The organism is Rhizobium sp. CECT 9324 (genome assembly GCF_918741265.1).
In the GTDB taxonomy this organism is placed as follows: Bacteria; Pseudomonadota; Alphaproteobacteria; order Rhizobiales; family Rhizobiaceae; genus Allorhizobium.
In genome coordinates, this window is the sequence record NZ_CAKKMZ010000001.1 from 1,462,988 (window position 1) to 1,479,314 (window position 16,327).

The following is a 16,327-nucleotide window of genomic DNA, read 5'->3' on the forward strand; positions in this document are numbered from 1 at the left end:
TTCTGGTTAATTAGCTTTTAATTAATAAAAGTCAGCTAATGTTTATCTGAGCCTGCAAAGCCGGATCTCCTCCATCCGCCCGCGGCTTTCGTGCTCTATCTAGGCTGCGGATACCTCCTCCTCCCGGACCGCAGACAAGCAGAAGCCCTCCGGTTTCGGGCCCGGAGGGCTTCGGCGTTTCTGGCCCCGCTTTAAAGCTTCGCTTCCTGCTGTCGTCGCCCCGTTGATGGCCTTCCTCATCCGGTCTTAGTTAACAATAGCTTACGGATAGCTATGCGATTTTTAGCAGCCCGATCTTAGTATTTTAGAGAAAATTAAATATAGCCCATCTAAATTGTTCCATGGCTCGCGATGACCACGGGCTTCACCGTCACGGCCCTCATGATGAAGCAATGTGAACGCGAAACCTGCCGTCGCCACACGACATATTGAGGGAAGGCAAGACATGTCCCGTCTGAGCATCAAGGCTTCTTTGATTGCGATCTTCACGCTGATCGCCCTTGTTTCATCCGTTTTCGCCTGGCTGTCGGTCAGTGCCCTGAACACGGTCAATACATCTTCGGAAAACATCGCACGCAACTGGCTGCCGAGCGTCAAGACCGTCAAGGAGATCCAGGCCGAGGTCTTCGGACTTCGCATTGCTTATCTCAACCATATCACGTCATTGACGGCTGAGGCGATCGCTGCCGCAGACAAGGCGGTGGAGTCCCATTCGGCCACTGTTATCGAAGCCATCAAGCATTATGAGCCGCTGATCTCTTCGGAAGTCGAACGCCAGAAACTCGCGGCCATCAGGGATGGCGTGATTGCCTATGAAAAGCGCGGCGAGGACATGCTCGTCCTGTCGCGGGTCAACAAGAATGCCGAGGCGGGCGAGGTTCTCAACGAGATGCGGGCGCTGATGGAGCCGGTCTCCAAGACGATCGACGAACTCGTTGCGATCAATGTTCAGGGGGCGGACGACTCGGTCCGCGCCGGCGAAGCCGCCTTCGATTCCGCCCTAATCCAGACCTATGCGGCCATCGGCGTTCTCGCGATCCTGCTGATCACCGCCATTTTCTACGCTCTTGCCGGCGTCGCCAGGCCGATCGAGCGGATCACCGACGCGATGCGCAAACTGGCCGGCGGCAATGTCGATGATGCCATTCCTTTCTCCGGACGTGCGGATGAGATCGGCGCCATGGCCGGCGCCGTCGAGGTCTTCCGGCAGGCGGCGATCGAGAACAATCGCCTGACGGCAGACGCCGAATTCCAGCGCAAGAGCGCCGAGGAACAGCGCGTCATTCTGCAGAAGCAGGCAGAGGAAGATGCGCGACGCAAGCTCCTGCAGGCCACGAGCGCGCTCGCCATTGGCCTGAAGAAGCTGGCTTCCGGCGATCTGACCTACAAGATAACCGAGGCCGTGTCGGAGGATTTCGAAGGCCTGCGCGACGATTTCAATGCCTCGGTCACGCAGCTTGCGCAGACGATGAGCTCAGTTGCGGAAACGACCGGCAGCATCGACAACGGCACCCGCGAAATCGCCTCGGGCGCAAATGACCTATCGAAGCGCACCGAACAGCAGGCTGCTGCCTTGGAAGAGACAGCCGCAGCCCTGGACCAGATTACCGTCAACGTGTCGAATTCGTCCAAGCGCACGGAGGAGGCCCGCTCGGTCGCCATCCTGGCCAATGAAAACACGACGAAGTCTGCGGAAGTGGTGTCCAACGCGGTCGATGCCATGCAGCGTATCGAACAGGCTTCCAGCCAGATCGCCAACATTATCGGCGTCATCGACGAGATCGCCTTCCAGACCAACCTGCTTGCCCTGAATGCGGGCGTTGAAGCGGCCCGAGCGGGTGAGGCGGGCAAGGGGTTTGCCGTCGTTGCCCAGGAAGTCCGCGAACTCGCCCAGCGCTCGGCCAATGCCGCCAAGGAAATCAAGGGTCTGATCCAGAACTCCTCGGCCGAGGTCGACAACGGCGTCAAGCTGGTGCGCGACACCGGCGTCGCGCTGAAGGCGATCGGCGATTATGTCTCGCAGATCAATCACCTGATGGATGCTATCGCCACCTCCGCCCGCGAGCAGTCGACGGGCCTGGCCGAGGTCAACACAGCCGTCAACCAAATGGATCAGACCACCCAGCAGAATGCCGCCATGGTCGAGCAATCGACGGCCGCATCTGCCACATTGGCCCAGGAAGCCGGACGTCTGCGCAGTCTCGTCGGTCAGTTCAAGCTGGCGGGACAGGCCTCGGCGGCGCCGGCCATGGCCGATCGCGGCTACGCGTCTTCAACGGCTGTTCGGGCACCGTCGGCGCCGGTCCGTCGCGGGCCTGCCGTCCAGGGCAACCTGGCTGTCAAGGAAGAGTGGAGCGAGTTCTGATCGCACCCACGACGGTTGCTTTTATATGCGATCGCCCCCGGTATCCGGGGGCGATTTGCGTTTCGCCCTGTGACGCTTGACGAAGGTCCGACCGTTCGGGTTGCGTTTCAAAACCACCAACCTGACGCAGGATCTGGGACTTTTGCAGTTTGTCCCCAGCCAGCCTTGACAGTCGTCAAGTCGGAGCCGGAGCGGTAACGCCTTGTAAAGTGGTTTGGGCAACTATCCGGCCGATCGAACAGAACCGGCGGTCCCTGACGCGCGTCATGATGGTCGCGCACGCCCGGATCGGATCATGGACCCGCATTGCTGGCGCACGTTTTGTGTCGCCTGTGCCCCTCTCCCACGGGGTCGGAAAGTCGTCACTATGTCATTGAAAAATCTATCATTGAGCAAGAAACTCATTTTGACGTTCTGCGCCATCATGACGGGCTGCTTCATCGCTTCGCTGGTGGTTTTGCTGCAGGCCTATGGCGCAAAGCTCGCCGCACGCGACCAGGATCGCTCGCAGCATATCGGCAGTCTCGTCGACGCGTCGGTGGCGGCGATGCTCGAACAGGCGGTCAACCAGCGCGGCTTCCTGCTCATGCGCAGCGACAGCACGCTTGGCGCGGTCACGGCAGAACGTCAGGCGCTGAACACGGCGATCGACGCGGCCAAGACAATGGCTGCCGGTGAACCGGATATCTTGCGTTCGCTCGACGCGATGCGCATGTCGGCCGACAGTTATGCCAGCGAAGTTGTGGATCCGCAGATCCTTGCGGCCAAGGGCGATGCACCGCTGGCCGAGATCGTCGCAATCGGCCACAAATCGAGCGGCGGTCAGTTGGACCAGTTCCGTCAGGCCGCAGCCGATATCAAGGCGTCGCTTGCCGCCCGCACGGCGAAGACCCGTGACGCGCTCGAAGCCGCCCATCGTCAGCTTGAGCTTGCCCTGTTCCTTGGCGCGGCGGTCGCCGGCGTCTTTGCCATTGGCCTCATCTATCTTCTCGCCCGATCGATCGTCACGCCGATCACCGGCATGACGGAAGCCATGACCAGCCTTGCTGCCGGCAACCACGCCATCGACGTTCCGGCCGTCGATCGCGGCGACGAGGTTGGCAAAATGGCCAAGGCCGTTCTGGTCTTCAAGGATGCGGCGATCGAAAGTGCCCGCATGGCCGAGGAGCGCCAGTCGATGCGCCAGCAGGCGGAAACGGAACGGCAGAAGAGTGAAGCCGAAAAGGCCCGCGAGGCCGAGGAAGTTGGGTTTGCCATGGGGCAACTGGCCGAAGGCCTCTCGGCGCTGGCCAATGGCGATGTCGTCTTCCGGCTGGACAAGCCTTTTGCCGCGCGCCTCGACAGCCTGCGCGGCAATTTCAACGACTCGCTCGACAAGCTTCAGGCCGCCCTGAATTCGGTCGGTGCCAATGCCCAGGCGATCAATGCCGGTGCAGCCGAGATCCGCGCTTCGGCCGATGATCTCTCCCGCCGCACGGAGCAGCAGGCAGCCTCCGTCGAGCAAACCGCCGCCGCCCTGGAACAGGTGACGACCACGGTCAAGGATACCGCAAGGCGCGCCGAGAATGTCGGTGAGCTGGTGGCGCGTACCCGTACCGGCGCCGAGCGCTCCGGCACTGTCGTCCGCAATGCGGTCCAGGCGATGACCGAAATCGAGAAGTCGTCCGGGGCGATCGGCAACATCATCGGCGTCATCGAGGACATTGCCTTCCAGACCAATCTGCTGGCACTGAATGCCGGCGTCGAGGCGGCCCGTGCTGGCGAAGCCGGCAAGGGCTTTGCCGTGGTTGCCCAGGAAGTTCGTGAACTGGCCCAGCGCTCGGCCAATGCGGCCAAGGAGATCAAGGGCCTGATCTCCAATTCCACCAACCATGTCAGCAACGGCGTGTCTCTGGTCGGCGAAACCGGTATCGAGCTGGAAAAGATTGTCGCGGCCGTTCAGGAAATCAGCCAGCACGTCAATGCGATCGTGACGGCGGCCCGCGAACAGTCGACCGGCCTGCAGGAAATCAACACTGCCGTCAACGCCATGGATCAGGGCACCCAGCAGAACGCCGCCATGGTCGAACAGCAGACGGCAGCCTCGCATTCGCTGGCCGCAGAGGCAGGTTCGTTGAATACGCTGCTTGCCCAGTTCCGATTGGGCCAGGGGCAGCATGTGGCTGCACGACAGTCGGCCGCCGCCTTGCGCCAGTCCACCGCTACACCCACGGCAGCACCGGCAGCTCGCAAAGGCACGCCTCAGGTTGCATCGGTGTCGCATTCCGCAGCGCCATCGCCGGCCAGGGCTCTGGCCAGCAAGCTCGGTCGCGCCTTCGGTGGTGCCGCAGCCCCGGCAAAGTCGGAACAGGAATGGTCGGAATTCTGATCTGGCAACCATCTCGCTCTGTCACAACGCGAAAAGACCCGGCGCGCAAGCGGCCGGGTCTTTTGTCATTGGACCAGATGTGACCGACTAGACGTCGTCAACGACATCCGTCTGCGGCCGGTCGGCGCCATCGGCATGCTCGTGATGCCAGTTGCCGGCCTCATCCTGCCAGCTGATCTCGGCATCGCCATCGGCCAATTGCTGTGCACCGGCCGCGTGCCGTGCGGCACGTACGGCTTCGGCATGTGTCGCAAAGGCCTCGGAATAGACCGCGCCCAGCCGATAGGCATAGCCTTCGTCATGCGCGACGACGTGGTACGTTACCTTGGCCATGCCGACGTTCCTCAGTGCCACGACCAGCGGCTGTCGCGCGGCGCCGGCGTGGAGGTGGCGACCAGATAACCGATGAGGCCACCGATAATGCCGATGGTGAGCAGGGCGGTCGAGGTCGCGGTCGGATGGCGTCGCACGACACCGGCAACGCTGTCTGCGCCATCACGGGCGTAATCGACAACGGCGCTGGCCGTCCGGGTCGCGCTCTGCGCTGCGGTCTGCGCGACATCCGACGCCTTGTTGCGCAGGTCGATACCCTTGCGGCTTGCCTGCTGTGCAATGACGTCCTGGAGTTCGCTCATCTGATCGCGCAGTTCGCGCAGTTCTGCCTGAAGGGCTGAATTCGTGGCCACGGTGGATCCTTTCACGTTGTTTCTGACTTCGAGAGACAAACGCCAGCACCGTGAAATTGTTCCATCGCCGCGACCGCCGATCTGGGAAAGACATGGAGATCTGGGAAAGACACAGAAAAGCCCGACACGTTTCCGCGCCGGGCTTTTCTGTCAGAACAAAAGTCTGCCGAATTACTTCGAGGCAGCTTCGTACATTTCCAGCACGTAATCCCAGTTGATCAGGCTGTCGACGAAGGCTTCGAGATACTTCGGACGGGCGTTGCGGTAGTCGATGTAGTAGGAATGTTCCCAGACGTCGACGCCGAGGATCGGCGAGGCACCGTGAACCAGTGGGTTCTCGCCATTCGGGGTCTTGGAGATTTCCAGCTTGCCGTCCTTGACCGAGAGCCAGGCCCAGCCGGAGCCGAACTGCGTCGTGCCAGCGGCGATGAAATCGGCCTTGAACTTGTCATAGCCACCAAGGTCGCTGTCGATTGCGGCCTGCAGCTTGCCAGGCAGGGTCTTGCCGCCGCCGTCCTTCTTCATCCAGTTCCAGAAGTGGATGTGGTTGTAGTGCTGGCCGGCATTGTTGAACAGGCCGGCATTCTTGCCATAGGACTGCTTGACGACCTCTTCCAGCGACAGGCCTTCGAGGCCCGAATCCTTCAGCAGGTTGTTGCCGTTGGTAACATAGGCCTGATGGTGCTTGTCGTGGTGAAACTCGAGAGTTTCAGCCGACATGAACGGGCCGAGCGAGTCGTAGGCATAGGGAAGGGCGGGCAATTCGAAGGCCATGGTGGTATCTCCTCTTGGCAAAAGATTGCGTTTTGGCAGGTGACGGGAACATAGGTGCGGAACAGGGGTGAGGCAACCGCTGATCACCTAAAATCGGTACGCGATCGGAAAGATTTGTCTCGGCCTTGCCATGTTTTGCGGCAATGGTTTAGCCGGAGTCATACGGCTCGAGTTTTCATCCGAAGGAATATGAAATGTCACGCTTCACGCTTGTTTTCGCAATGGCTTTTGCAACATCCGCCACGGCTTATGCTTCATCCGACACCGCCTGGGCGGACTTCGCCAAGGACGTCTCCACCAAGTGCCTCGAGGCTGCCAAAGGCAGTCTTGAAACGCCGTCGATTGTCGTCGATCCCTTCGGCACCGAGAGTTATGGCGTGGCGATCCTGAACGGCAAGGCTGCCGGTGCGGACGCCAGGGTCAGCTATCTTTGCGTCTACAACAAGCAGGACAAGACAGCCCAGATCGGCAGCGAATTGCCTGCCGACAAGCTCGGCGTCACCATCCCCTGACAGGCCTTATTTGAAGTAGACCTCCGGCTCCGGCAGCCCGTTCAGGCTGAAGCCGAATTCGGCCCGGGCGATCTTGCATTCCTCGTCGCCCGGCATGCAGGTCCGGCAGACATGCGGCCGGACCATATAGACCGAGCAGCCGACATGTTTGCCGACTTCGCCGGTCAGCGCCGAGCAGCGGCCGTTCTCGAACTTCATCCCGCTTTCGTCCTTGGCGATCATCGCCTCGGGAATGGCGGCAAGCTCCTCGTCGCTTTCGAGCGAAAAGCGCGGCCAGTCTGCCGAATAGGCGCAGCAGGCACCGCAGCTTTGACAGTCGAAGATCTCCGGGGGCGAAGTTTCCAGCATCAGCCCGCCTCAGTTCCGCTGCCGGATGCGCAGCAGGTTGACCGCAAAAACGAAGGTGAAGACCAGCATCAAAAGACCGGTAAACACCGGCCCGGCATCAACCGAGACGAGATCCATGCTGGCCCCCGTGGCGCCCGAGCCGAAGGCGCTGCCGATCGCATAGGACAGGGCAAAGACGGCAGCGCCCGACACCAGAAGCCCGCCACGGAAGCGCTCCCCCAGCAGCGTCAGGCTGGCGGTATAAAGTGAGAAGCTGGCGGCCCCGAGAATGGAGACGGCAATGAGCAGGCCTGCCTGCGATGTCATCAGCGGCAGGGCCAGGAAGGCGAGTGCGGCAATCAGCGAACCGGAGACCGCCACCACCGGCCGCGACACGCGGTCGAGCAGCCAGCCGACGAACGGCTGCGCGATCGCCGTCGGCAGGGCGACCATGGTGACGACGAAGGCGGCGAAATTGGTCGAATAGCCACGCTCGACGAAATAGAGCGGGATCATCGAGATCGCGGCGATGTCCGAAAAACCGAAGGCAAGCACCATCAGCGTCAGGATCGGCGCAAGCTTGACGAAGGTCACGAGTCCGCCCGCCTGCGACGCTTCCGGCTTGGTCTTGGCGTAGCGTCCGAGCATGACCGAGGCGAAGGCGACAAGCGCGACATAGGCAGCCGTCAGCGCAAAGGCGAAGCCACCTTCGATGCCGATCAGCGGGATGGCAAGCGGTCCGGCGGCAAAACCCGCACACATGCCGGCGCTATAGGCCCCGGACACCCGCCCGCGTATCCGGTCGGGACAGGCCGTGTTCAGCCAGGCTTCGCTCACCGTGTAGATGATGCTGGTGCAGAACCCGAGCAGGAAACGTGCGGCAAACCAGACCCACATCTGGTCGAAAGCGGAAAAGGTCGCAAGCGCCACCGAGACGCCGCACAGGGCGGCGATGATCAGCCGGTCGCCGCGCATCCTGCGCGTCAGGGTGCCGATCATCAATGTCGAGGAGGCAAGCCCGAGCGCAAACACCGATGCGTTCAGTCCGGACATCGTCGAAGACACGCCACGGCTTTCGAGGATCAGCGCAATCAGCGGATAAGTCAGTCCCTGGCCGACGGCAAAGGCAGTAACCCCCAGGATGACGACGCCGATCGCGGCCCAGTCGGGCGCGAAGTCCTCCGCTGTCGTCACACTGTGCATGGGGACCTCCTGGCGCTGTTCAGCACCCGCTTATCTTGGCTTCCTCTATCGGGACAGGGCTGGGAAGTCCAGCAGGAGCAACTTTATCGTGGCGACCGGCAGGTATAATCGACGGGGATTCGATGGCAGCGGCTGGAAGCCATAGCGGATGTAAAGCGCACTCCGGCGCTCGACAAGGTCGGCATTTCCATCGTCGAGAACATCGAGAATGACGACAGAAATGCCGATCCTCTCGGCTGCATGCATGACGCGCAAAAGGGCGTCGATCAGCAGGTCGCCACCATATCCTTGTCCTGCATGACGTCTATCGACCCCGATCATCGAGATAAAGGCTGCGGGGATCGATCCGTTCGATGGCCGCGTCTTGGAGAAACGCGCTGGAAGATCCTGATAATCGACAGCATGCGCATTGAGCGCGTAGAAGCCGATCACATCGCTATCTTGCGAGACCATGACAAAGACACGGGTATTGCCGGCTTTTGAAAGTTTGTTGGCCGTCTTTCTGAAATAGTTGTCAACCGCAGCGACACCACAGGAAAACCCGTCGCGATCGTGCCGTGCCGGATCCAGTGGCTCTATGGCAACCGTGTGAGGCGCCCGTCTGCTCATTTTGCAGTGACACGTTTCTGATAGCTGTCGAAAGCCGCGCGCAAAGCCGCCGTCGGGGCCGGCACTTCGTCCAGGGCTTCGAAAAACACTGCGTGATCCAGTGGCGCCAGTCGCGTGCGATCATGCGCTTCAATGGTTTCCAGCGCTGAAGCATAGGCAGCGTTCATGGTGAAGACCGAGTCATCAAGGCCGCGCAGCGCTGCCGCGCGTTGGATCGCTTTTTTGATATGCGGCTTGGTGCGGAAATTCATCCGTTCGCTGGCACGCTCAGTCGTCGTGTCGATACTGTCCTTGCCTGCGCCCATGGCTGCCGCCTCCGATAGAGTGAAAGCACATATTGTACGCCGAACCGGCGTACGCTTCAATGTCTGCTGATCGTCGGTGCCAGCAACAGGCCATCACGGAGATTACCCCGCCGCATTCACCCCGGCATGGCTTTCGCCGAGTGCGGCAAACACGGTCTTGAGAATTCCGGCGGCATCGAGGCCGGCCTTGGCATACATCACCTCAGGCTTGGCCTGGTCCATCCAGTAGTCCGGCAGGACCAGCGAACGCATCTTGAGACCGCCGTCGAGCAGGCCTTCATTGACCAGAAGATGCACGACCTGGCTACCGAAGCCGCCGACGGCGCCCTCCTCGACGGTGACCAGCACCGCATGGTCGCGGGCGAGACGTCGGATCAGGTCGACATCGAGCGGCTTGGCAAAACGCGCGTCAGCAACCGTCGTCGACAGGCCCGCCGCGTCGAGATCCTCGGCGGCCAGCAGGCAGTCGGCCAGACGTGTACCGAAGGACAAAAGCGCCACCTTGGTACCTTCCTTGACGATCCGGCCTTTGCCGATCTCAAGGATTTCGCCGCGTTCCGGCAGGGCAACGCCGACACCTTCGCCGCGCGGGTAGCGGAACGAGATCGGGCCGTCGTCGTAAGCCGCGGCCGTGCGCACCATGTGTTTCAGTTCCGCCTCGTCCGCGGCTGCCATGACGACGAAACCGGGCAGGGAGGCGAGGAAGCCGGTGTCGAACGAACCGGCATGGGTCGGCCCGTCGGCGCCAACGAAGCCGGCACGGTCGATCGGGAAACGCACCGGCAGGCCCTGGATCGCCACGTCATGCACGACCTGGTCATAGCCGCGCTGCAGGAAGGTCGAATAGAGCGCACAGAACGGCTTGAAACCTTCGGATGCGAGGCCTGCAGCAAAGGTCACGGCATGCTGTTCGGCGATGCCGACATCGAAAGTGCGCTTCGGGAAGAGTTCCTGCAGTTTGTCGAGGCCGGTGCCCGACGGCATGGCTGCGGTAATGCCGACGATCTTCTCGTCAAGCGTTGCCTCCTGAACCAGCGCATCGCCGAACACGGCGGTATAGCTCGGCGCATTCGGCTTGGCTTTTGCCTGGGTGCCGGTGATCACGTCGAACTTGTTGACCCCGTGATATTTGTCGGCGGCGGCTTCCGCCGGCGCATAGCCCTTGCCCTTCTGCGTCACCACATGGATCAGAACGGGTCCCTGCTGGTTGTCGCGCACATTGCGCAGAACCGGCAGCAGATGCTCGAAGGAATGCCCGTCGATTGGTCCGATGTGATAGAAGCCCATCTCTTCGAACATGGTGCCGCCGGTCACATAGCCGCGCGCATGCTCGACGGCGCGGGTGATAGCCCGGTCGATATTCTTGCCGAGATAGGCCGTCAGCTTCTTGCCGATATCGCGGATGCCCATATAGGTGCGGCCCGAGGCGAGACGTGCCAGATAGGCACTCATTGCCCCGGTCGGCGGCGCGATCGACATGTCGTTGTCGTTGAGAATGACGATCAGCCGGGCATCGAGCGCGCCGGCATTGTTCAGCGCCTCATAGGCCATGCCGGCCGACATTGCGCCATCGCCGATCACGGCGATCACCTTGCGGTCGGACTTGGAGAGCTCCGCCGCCACCGCCATGCCGAGGCCGGCGGAAATCGAGGTGGACGAATGCGCAGCGCCAAAGGGATCGTATTCGCTCTCGGCGCGCTTGGTGAAGCCGGAAAGCCCGTCTTCCTGGCGCAGCGTGCGGATACGGTCGCGACGACCGGTGAGGATCTTGTGCGGATAACACTGATGCCCGACATCGAAGATCAGCCGGTCGTCCGGCGTGTTGAACACCTTGTGGATGGCGATGGTCAGCTCGACCACGCCAAGGCCCGCACCCAGGTGGCCACCGGTCTTGGAGACGGCGTCGATCATCTCGTCGCGCAGCTCGCGGGCGAGTTGCGGCAGATCACGATCATCGATGGTCCGCAAATCGGCAGGCAGCTTGACCGTGTCGAGAAGGGGTGTGTCGGGCAGGGATGTCACGGGCTCATGCCTCTTCTAGTCGTCGTTGGATGCGCGATATCATTCCCGCAAGAAGAGGGCAAATCGCTGGCATCAAGTCCTTATATAGACATCAACGCCCTTCCGGCAAAGGCACAAACTCCTCTTCGTCGCCAGGAACGATATCGAAGCGGCCGGTTCTCCACTCCTCCTTGGCCTGTTCGATGCGTTCCTTCGACGAGGAAACGAAATTCCACCAGATGAATTTCTGCGAATCCATCGCAGCACCTCCGAACAGCATGACGTGACAGCCCTGGGCGCCACCGATCAGCGTGATCGCGTCTCCGGCCCGGAAAACCAGCAACTGATCGGCGGCAAACCGGTCGCCGGCGATCTCGATTTCGCCTTCAAGCACATAGAGCGCCCGCTCTTCCTGCGTCGCATCGAAGGGGAAACGGGCATGCGGCTTCAGGGTCAGGTCCACATAGAGTGTCTCGGAAAACGATTTGACCGGCGACGTTATGCCGCCCATCGAACCGATCACCACGCGCCCGGACGCACCGCCCGCGTCAAACAGAGGCAACTCGGTCTTTGCCGTATGGGCAAAGGCCGGATCGATCTCCTCGATCCGCTCCGGCAGCGCCAGCCATGTCTGCAGGCCGGAAATCGACAGAGGGTGGCCGCGCAGGTTTTCCGGCGTGCGCTCCGAATGCACGATGCCACGGCCGGCCGTCATCAGGTTGATGTCGCCGGGCGCGATCACCAGTTCGGTGCCGAGGCTGTCACGATGTTTGATCTCGCCGTCGAACAGATAGGTTACTGTCGACAGTCCGATATGCGGATGCGGCCTGACATCCATCGCATCGCCCGCCTTCAGCACGGCCGGACCCATGCGATCGAAGAAAATGAACGGTCCGACCAGCCGCCGCTTGGCCGAAGGCAGCGCCCGCCGCACCGAAAAATTGCCGATATCGCTGGAGCGCGGGATGATCAGATGCTCGATCGCATCGCAGGCAAACGCATCGCCGGGCACGGGGTCATTGCCGGGGAAGAAGGACATGGGTGCGGTCTCCGGTTTTTCGTGGCGCCACTGTAATCCGGGATTGAGGCCACGCACAGTGCGCTGCGCCGACGGAAGCTGTGACGCAGCGTTCAATTTTCGGGGAACTTGCGGTGTCTACGATTGATTGACGCCTATGGCGTTGAATGCCATATTGTCGATATGGAGGCCGAGCTGCTCTTTCGTGAACGTATCATCTACAACGATGGGGCCATTCTCGAGATGACCGTCTGGCGGGTTCCTATGCCTGTCCCGCCATCGCGGCATTTCATGAAATACTCGCTGTTCTATGGTCGGCCCGGCGAGCGCATCGTCTTGTACGATAACGAGCGCGGTAAAGGTGATCATAGACATTATGGACCACGTGAGGAGGCATACCGATTTGTCTCCGTGGAGCGATTGCTCACAGACTTCAGAAGCGATGTCGAACTGGCCAGAGGTGAAACAATATGAGCAAGGATATCAATATCCACGTCGGCGGCTCCTTCGACCAGGCTGCTAGTCGTTTTATCGACGCATGGCATCGCGCCGAGGCGGGAGATCCGGTTTCGGAAGAGCACCTGACCTTCGTCGACTGGGAGGCCTTTGCCCGAACCATGACGGGCAAGCGCCTTGAGTTGTTGCGGTATCTTCACCGTCATCCCCAGGATAGCGTTGCAGCCTTGGCCCGTAGCCTCAAGCGCGACTACCGCCGGGTGCATGAGGACGTCGAGATTTTGACCGCGGCCGGTCTGATCAATCGTGACGGGCTGGCGCTGACTGCGGGATACGATGAAATTCGCACAGTGATTGCGCTGTGAGAACATAAGTTTGGGCAATGGTTGTCGGCTTCAGCAGGAGCCGTGAGATAAGCTCACTGCCCGTCGAGCGGTTCCACGCCGGCCGGCTTGCCAGCGCGGTCGAGGCGGATCTTCTCGATGCGGTTTTCGGCGGCCGAGAGCAGCGTCTCGCAATGTTTCTTCAGCAGTTCGCCGCGTTCGTAGATGGCGATGGATTCGTCCAGCGCCACATCGCCGCGTTCCAGCCGCGCCACGATGCTTTCGAGCTCGGCCACGGCCTTTTCGAAGGAATAGCCGGTCAGGTCGGCGGGGGCGGCGGTGTCGGACATACTCAACCCTTCATCAGTCTAGCGATATGCAGGCCAGCCGATTCGGCGAGCCCCTCGAGATCATAGCCGCCTTCCAGCAGGCTGACGACCCGGTTCTTGGCAAAGCGATCGGCAACTTCGAGCAGGCGTCCGGTCGCCCAGTCGAAATCCTCGCCGACCAGGTTGATCTGCGCCAGTGGATCGCGGTGATGGGCGTCGAAGCCGGCCGAGATCAGGATCAGGTCGGGCGAAAAATCATTGAGCGCCGTCAGCACGCGTGATTTGAACGCTTCGCGAAAATGGTCGGAGCCGACATTCGGCGAGAGCGGTGCATTGACGATGTTGTTCTTGATGCCCGTCTCGTCCTTGGCGCCGGTGCCGGGATAAAGCGGCATCTGGTGTGTCGAGCAGAACAGCACGGACGGGTCATCCCAGAAGATGTCCTGCGTGCCATTGCCGTGATGCACGTCCCAGTCGACGATCGCGACACGTTCGACGCCATAGACTTTTTGCGCGTGGCGCGCGGCAATCGCCACCGTATTGAACAGGCAGAACCCCATCGCCTTGCTCTTCTCGGCATGATGCCCCGGCGGCCGCCCGGCGACAAAGGCGTTGTCGGCCTTGCCCGTCATCACGTCATCGACCGCCGAAAGAGCGCCGCCGATCGCGGTCAGCGCCACCTGCAGGCTTTTCGGCGAGGCATAGGTATCGGCCTCGATCTGGTTGATCTCGCCCTCTTCCTCGGGGATCTGTCGCATCACGGCGAACAGATGCTCCTCCGGATGCGCCAGCGTCACCGCATCCTCGTTGGCCTGCTTCGCTTCGATCCGCACCAGCCGTTCGAAATTCGGATGCTCCAGGGCGATGTTCAGCGAGCGCAGCCGGTCGGCGCGCTCCGGGTGGCCGGGCGGCGTATTGTGCTCGAGAAACAGCGGGTTCTCATAAAGATGTGTGGTCATGGCATATTTCCTCGATCGCCGCAGTACATAACGCGCAAGCGCGTGATCTTCCACCGCAAGACGACGTTTTTACCGTATTCGGCATCCGTTTGGAGGTTTACCCTGTTTTGCGACGGTTGGCGGTCGGCCTTGTTATCTTTTAGTCAATGCCGTTAAATGCGCCAAAGCCATGGAAAGACAGGCCTTATTCATGAATGAGATCGAACGGGTCGAGGTGAGCCAACTCACCATTCCCTATCGCGACATTGGCATGTCCGGCGAGATGCAGGCGGCCGCCTATGTGACCCATGCCGAGGCCGCCCTGACGCATTTCTGGCGCTATCGCCCGCCGCTCGAGGACGAGCCGCATTTTGCCGTCTCCAAGCTCGAACTGCGGCTTTTTTTCCCCTTGCGTTTCGAAGACAAGGTTACCCTGACCGTCAAGATCGACAAGATCGGCGGCAAGTCGCTCGGTTTCGAGGTGATGTTCGACAAGAACGGCCAGGCGGCGGCCGAGGTCGACGTGATCTGGACGGCCCGCGATCCCGACACCAACGAACCGGTGGCGCTTCCGGAAGACACGCGCGACTGGCTCTATCGCTATCTGCGTTAGAGAGCCACATCCAGGATAAGCGTCAGAAGCCGACGCTGGTCGTTAAGTGCCGGTGAACCGTTGCGGCGCATGTCGACCGTTGTGACCAGCGCCTTCCATAGAGCCCAGCCTCTTGCACGCTGCCATGTCGCGGCATCAAGTGGCAGGGCGGTGTGAAATCGTGTTCTTGCCTCGCCATCGAGGAAGGTCCAGGCAATGACCAGATCGCAGGCAGGATCGCCGATGGCGGACGTACCGAAGTCGATCACGGCAACAAGTTCTCCGTCCGCCACCAACAGATTGCCCGGCGCGATGTCGCCGTGAACCCAGACCGGTGGCCGCTCCCAGCGGCTTGAAAGGGCTTCATCCCAGATCGCTGTCGCGCCATCGCCATCGATTTCGTCGGAAAGTTCGGCAATCGCCGCGACAGTCTCGGCGCTGTAGATGTCCAGGTCGCCGCCGCGGTGGAAACTGTGCGGGCCCGCCACGGGGCCGCCCGCCGTCTCGGCGCGATGCAGCGATTGCAGGAAGCCGGCAAGGTTGTCGGCAAATCCGGCCATCTCCGTAATCGCTGCCGTCATGGCCGGTTCGCCGGCGATCCAGCCATAAACGCCGAAGGGGAAGGGATAATGTGACGAAGGCTGTCCCCGTGCCAGCGGGGTCGGGATCGGCAGAGAAAGCTGCGGCGCCAGCACGGGAAGGATCCGTTGTTCCTTCGCCCCCTGCGCCGCATAGCGTTGCGCACTGGGCAGCCGCACCGACATCGTCTCGCCGAGCCGGAATGTCTGGTTGTCCCAGCCGCCGGGCACCACCTTGCGAACCGGCAGTGCCGCCCAATGTGGAAACTGCTCGGCGATCAGTGCGCGCACCAAGGGCTCGCTAATGTCCAGCCGGTCACTCAATACAAGCGCTCCATCTGTGCCGATGCCGTAGCACGGGCATTCTGGCCCGTCTGATCAGGCGCTCCGCTGCAGGATCGGATAACCGACCATCACGGCGCGTCCGGCAAGGCCTGCCACGACGGCCTTCAAAAGGTCGCCGGGGATGAAGGCGAGCGAGCCGTAGAAGGCCTTTTCGAAGCCGAGACCGGCGCCGAAGGCAAGATAGCCGATGCCGAAGAGATAGAGCACGACAACCCCGCCGATGGCGGCCGCCGCGATGAAGCCGAGCGTCTGTTTGGTTGCGGCGAACGTATAACCGGCAAAACCTTCGGCGATCCGGCCGGTAACATAGGCGGCCGGCAGCCAGCCGATCAGGAAGCCGACGGTCGGGCCGGCAAAGACACCCAGGCCACCGCGTCCGCCCGACAGCACCGGCAGGCCGATCGCAACAAGCAGGATGACCAGCGCCACCGCAAGAACACCGCGTTTGGCGCCGAGAACCACGCCGGCCAGCATGACGCCAAGCGACTGCGCGGTGATCGGTACCGGAATGAAGCCGAGCGTGATCGGCGGCACGGCGCCGAGCGCGACGATGATGGCGGCAAACAAGGCGATGAGTACGAGGTCGCGTGTCTTCATG

General features: G+C 61.5%; 19 protein-coding genes. 6 read left to right on the forward strand and 13 right to left on the reverse strand.

Annotated elements, in window-relative coordinates:
* The first annotated feature begins 445 nt into the window (after window positions 1-445).
* Window positions 446-2,365, forward strand: a complete 1,920-nt coding sequence (locus LQ231_RS07130; protein ID WP_230170815.1) for a methyl-accepting chemotaxis protein — start codon at window positions 446-448, stop codon at window positions 2,363-2,365.
* A gap of 367 nt (window positions 2,366-2,732) precedes the next feature.
* Window positions 2,733-4,733 carry a methyl-accepting chemotaxis protein gene (locus LQ231_RS07135; RefSeq protein ID WP_230170816.1) on the forward strand — a complete coding sequence of 667 codons (2,001 nt, stop codon included), beginning with the start codon at window positions 2,733-2,735 and terminating at the stop codon, window positions 4,731-4,733.
* 87 nt (window positions 4,734-4,820) lie between these two features.
* Here the strand turns inward: LQ231_RS07135 and LQ231_RS07140 are convergent, their stop codons facing one another.
* The 3 genes from LQ231_RS07140 to LQ231_RS07150 all read right to left on the reverse strand — a co-directional run bounded on the left by LQ231_RS07140 (window position 4,821) and on the right by LQ231_RS07150 (window position 6,193).
* On the reverse strand, window positions 4,821-5,066 hold the full coding sequence (locus LQ231_RS07140; RefSeq protein WP_113140514.1) for a DUF2188 domain-containing protein: 246 nt from the start codon (window positions 5,064-5,066) through the stop codon (window positions 4,821-4,823).
* A gap of 11 nt (window positions 5,067-5,077) precedes the next feature.
* The gene (locus tag LQ231_RS07145) at window positions 5,078-5,419 is read right to left on the reverse strand and encodes a DUF883 family protein (RefSeq protein ID WP_113140515.1); all 342 of its coding nucleotides are present in this window, start codon (window positions 5,417-5,419) and stop codon (window positions 5,078-5,080) included.
* 171 nt (window positions 5,420-5,590) lie between these two features.
* Window positions 5,591-6,193, reverse strand: a complete 603-nt coding sequence (locus LQ231_RS07150) for a superoxide dismutase (protein WP_007597963.1) — start codon at window positions 6,191-6,193, stop codon at window positions 5,591-5,593.
* Between the two features lie 194 nt (window positions 6,194-6,387).
* Here LQ231_RS07150 and LQ231_RS07155 point away from each other — a divergent pair, with 194 nt between their 5' ends.
* Window positions 6,388-6,705, forward strand: coding sequence for a hypothetical protein (locus LQ231_RS07155; protein ID WP_230170817.1), 318 nt, complete (start codon window positions 6,388-6,390; stop codon window positions 6,703-6,705).
* A 6-nt stretch (window positions 6,706-6,711) separates the two neighbouring features.
* On the opposite strand, the gene LQ231_RS07160 is transcribed toward LQ231_RS07155, so the two are convergent.
* The 6 genes from LQ231_RS07160 to LQ231_RS07185 form a co-directional block, all read right to left on the reverse strand.
* Complete coding sequence (locus tag LQ231_RS07160) at window positions 6,712-7,053, reverse strand: YkgJ family cysteine cluster protein (RefSeq protein WP_230170818.1); 342 nt, start codon at window positions 7,051-7,053, stop codon at window positions 6,712-6,714.
* A 9-nt stretch (window positions 7,054-7,062) separates the two neighbouring features.
* Window positions 7,063-8,235, reverse strand: coding sequence for an MFS transporter (locus LQ231_RS07165; protein WP_230170819.1), 1,173 nt, complete (start codon window positions 8,233-8,235; stop codon window positions 7,063-7,065).
* Between the two features lie 45 nt (window positions 8,236-8,280).
* Window positions 8,281-8,844: a GNAT family N-acetyltransferase gene (locus LQ231_RS07170; RefSeq protein ID WP_230170820.1), complete on the reverse strand. Its 564-nt coding sequence runs from the start codon at window positions 8,842-8,844 to the stop codon at window positions 8,281-8,283.
* Window positions 8,841-9,149: a DUF1778 domain-containing protein gene (locus LQ231_RS07175; protein WP_113140520.1), complete on the reverse strand. Its 309-nt coding sequence runs from the start codon at window positions 9,147-9,149 to the stop codon at window positions 8,841-8,843. The genes LQ231_RS07170 and LQ231_RS07175 overlap by 4 nt, the downstream gene beginning before the upstream one ends.
* Before the next feature lie 102 nt (window positions 9,150-9,251).
* Complete coding sequence (gene dxs, locus LQ231_RS07180; RefSeq protein ID WP_230170821.1) at window positions 9,252-11,171, reverse strand: 1-deoxy-D-xylulose-5-phosphate synthase; 1,920 nt, start codon at window positions 11,169-11,171, stop codon at window positions 9,252-9,254.
* A 91-nt stretch (window positions 11,172-11,262) separates the two neighbouring features.
* Window positions 11,263-12,189: a pirin family protein gene (locus LQ231_RS07185; RefSeq protein WP_230170822.1), complete on the reverse strand. Its 927-nt coding sequence runs from the start codon at window positions 12,187-12,189 to the stop codon at window positions 11,263-11,265.
* A gap of 123 nt (window positions 12,190-12,312) precedes the next feature.
* Here LQ231_RS07185 and LQ231_RS07190 point away from each other — a divergent pair, with 123 nt between their 5' ends.
* Together LQ231_RS07190 and LQ231_RS07195 are read left to right on the forward strand one after the other, a co-directional pair.
* A complete protein-coding gene (locus tag LQ231_RS07190) occupies window positions 12,313-12,642 on the forward strand; it encodes a DUF6516 family protein (protein WP_356635312.1) in 330 nt (109 codons plus the stop codon).
* Window positions 12,639-12,989: a hypothetical protein gene (locus LQ231_RS07195; RefSeq protein WP_230170823.1), complete on the forward strand. Its 351-nt coding sequence runs from the start codon at window positions 12,639-12,641 to the stop codon at window positions 12,987-12,989. Before LQ231_RS07190 ends, LQ231_RS07195 begins: the two co-directional genes overlap by 4 nt.
* A gap of 53 nt (window positions 12,990-13,042) precedes the next feature.
* Here the strand turns inward: LQ231_RS07195 and LQ231_RS07200 are convergent, their stop codons facing one another.
* Window positions 13,043-13,297 carry an exodeoxyribonuclease VII small subunit gene (locus tag LQ231_RS07200; RefSeq protein WP_007605460.1) on the reverse strand — a complete coding sequence of 85 codons (255 nt, stop codon included), beginning with the start codon at window positions 13,295-13,297 and terminating at the stop codon, window positions 13,043-13,045.
* Window positions 13,298-13,299: 2 nt separating this feature from the next.
* A complete protein-coding gene (locus LQ231_RS07205) occupies window positions 13,300-14,235 on the reverse strand; it encodes a histone deacetylase family protein (RefSeq protein ID WP_230170824.1) in 936 nt (311 codons plus the stop codon).
* A 190-nt stretch (window positions 14,236-14,425) separates the two neighbouring features.
* Here LQ231_RS07205 and LQ231_RS07210 point away from each other — a divergent pair, with 190 nt between their 5' ends.
* Entirely contained in the window at window positions 14,426-14,827 is a 402-nt protein-coding gene (locus tag LQ231_RS07210; RefSeq protein WP_230170825.1) for a thioesterase family protein, read from the forward strand.
* Here LQ231_RS07210 and LQ231_RS07215 read toward each other — a convergent pair.
* Both LQ231_RS07215 and LQ231_RS07220 read right to left on the reverse strand, forming a co-directional pair.
* Window positions 14,824-15,708, reverse strand: a complete 885-nt coding sequence (locus LQ231_RS07215; RefSeq protein WP_230170826.1) for an aminoglycoside phosphotransferase family protein — start codon at window positions 15,706-15,708, stop codon at window positions 14,824-14,826. The two genes, LQ231_RS07210 and LQ231_RS07215, sit on opposite strands and share 4 nt — an antisense overlap.
* Before the next feature lie 54 nt (window positions 15,709-15,762).
* Complete coding sequence (locus tag LQ231_RS07220; protein ID WP_113140526.1) at window positions 15,763-16,326, reverse strand: biotin transporter BioY; 564 nt, start codon at window positions 16,324-16,326, stop codon at window positions 15,763-15,765.
* Between the last annotated feature and the right edge of the window lies 1 nt (window position 16,327).

Coding starts and splice junctions, on each gene's coding strand:
- LQ231_RS07155 (WP_230170817.1), top strand. CDS start 6,388: ATGTCACGCTTCACGCTTGTTTTCGCAATGGCTTTTGCAACATCCGCC.
- LQ231_RS07130 (WP_230170815.1), top strand. CDS start 446: ATGTCCCGTCTGAGCATCAAGGCTTCTTTGATTGCGATCTTCACGCTG.
- LQ231_RS07185 (WP_230170822.1), bottom strand. CDS start 12,189: ATGTCCTTCTTCCCCGGCAATGACCCCGTGCCCGGCGATGCGTTTGCC.
- LQ231_RS07175 (WP_113140520.1), bottom strand. CDS start 9,149: ATGGGCGCAGGCAAGGACAGTATCGACACGACGACTGAGCGTGCCAGC.
- LQ231_RS07135 (WP_230170816.1), top strand. CDS start 2,733: ATGTCATTGAAAAATCTATCATTGAGCAAGAAACTCATTTTGACGTTC.
- LQ231_RS07200 (WP_007605460.1), bottom strand. CDS start 13,297: ATGTCCGACACCGCCGCCCCCGCCGACCTGACCGGCTATTCCTTCGAA.
- LQ231_RS07220 (WP_113140526.1), bottom strand. CDS start 16,326: ATGAAGACACGCGACCTCGTACTCATCGCCTTGTTTGCCGCCATCATC.
- LQ231_RS07140 (WP_113140514.1), bottom strand. CDS start 5,066: ATGGCCAAGGTAACGTACCACGTCGTCGCGCATGACGAAGGCTATGCC.
- LQ231_RS07210 (WP_230170825.1), top strand. CDS start 14,426: ATGAATGAGATCGAACGGGTCGAGGTGAGCCAACTCACCATTCCCTAT.
- LQ231_RS07170 (WP_230170820.1), bottom strand. CDS start 8,844: ATGAGCAGACGGGCGCCTCACACGGTTGCCATAGAGCCACTGGATCCG.
- LQ231_RS07150 (WP_007597963.1), bottom strand. CDS start 6,193: ATGGCCTTCGAATTGCCCGCCCTTCCCTATGCCTACGACTCGCTCGGC.
- LQ231_RS07160 (WP_230170818.1), bottom strand. CDS start 7,053: ATGCTGGAAACTTCGCCCCCGGAGATCTTCGACTGTCAAAGCTGCGGT.
- LQ231_RS07195 (WP_230170823.1), top strand. CDS start 12,639: ATGAGCAAGGATATCAATATCCACGTCGGCGGCTCCTTCGACCAGGCT.
- LQ231_RS07165 (WP_230170819.1), bottom strand. CDS start 8,235: ATGCACAGTGTGACGACAGCGGAGGACTTCGCGCCCGACTGGGCCGCG.
- LQ231_RS07205 (WP_230170824.1), bottom strand. CDS start 14,235: ATGACCACACATCTTTATGAGAACCCGCTGTTTCTCGAGCACAATACG.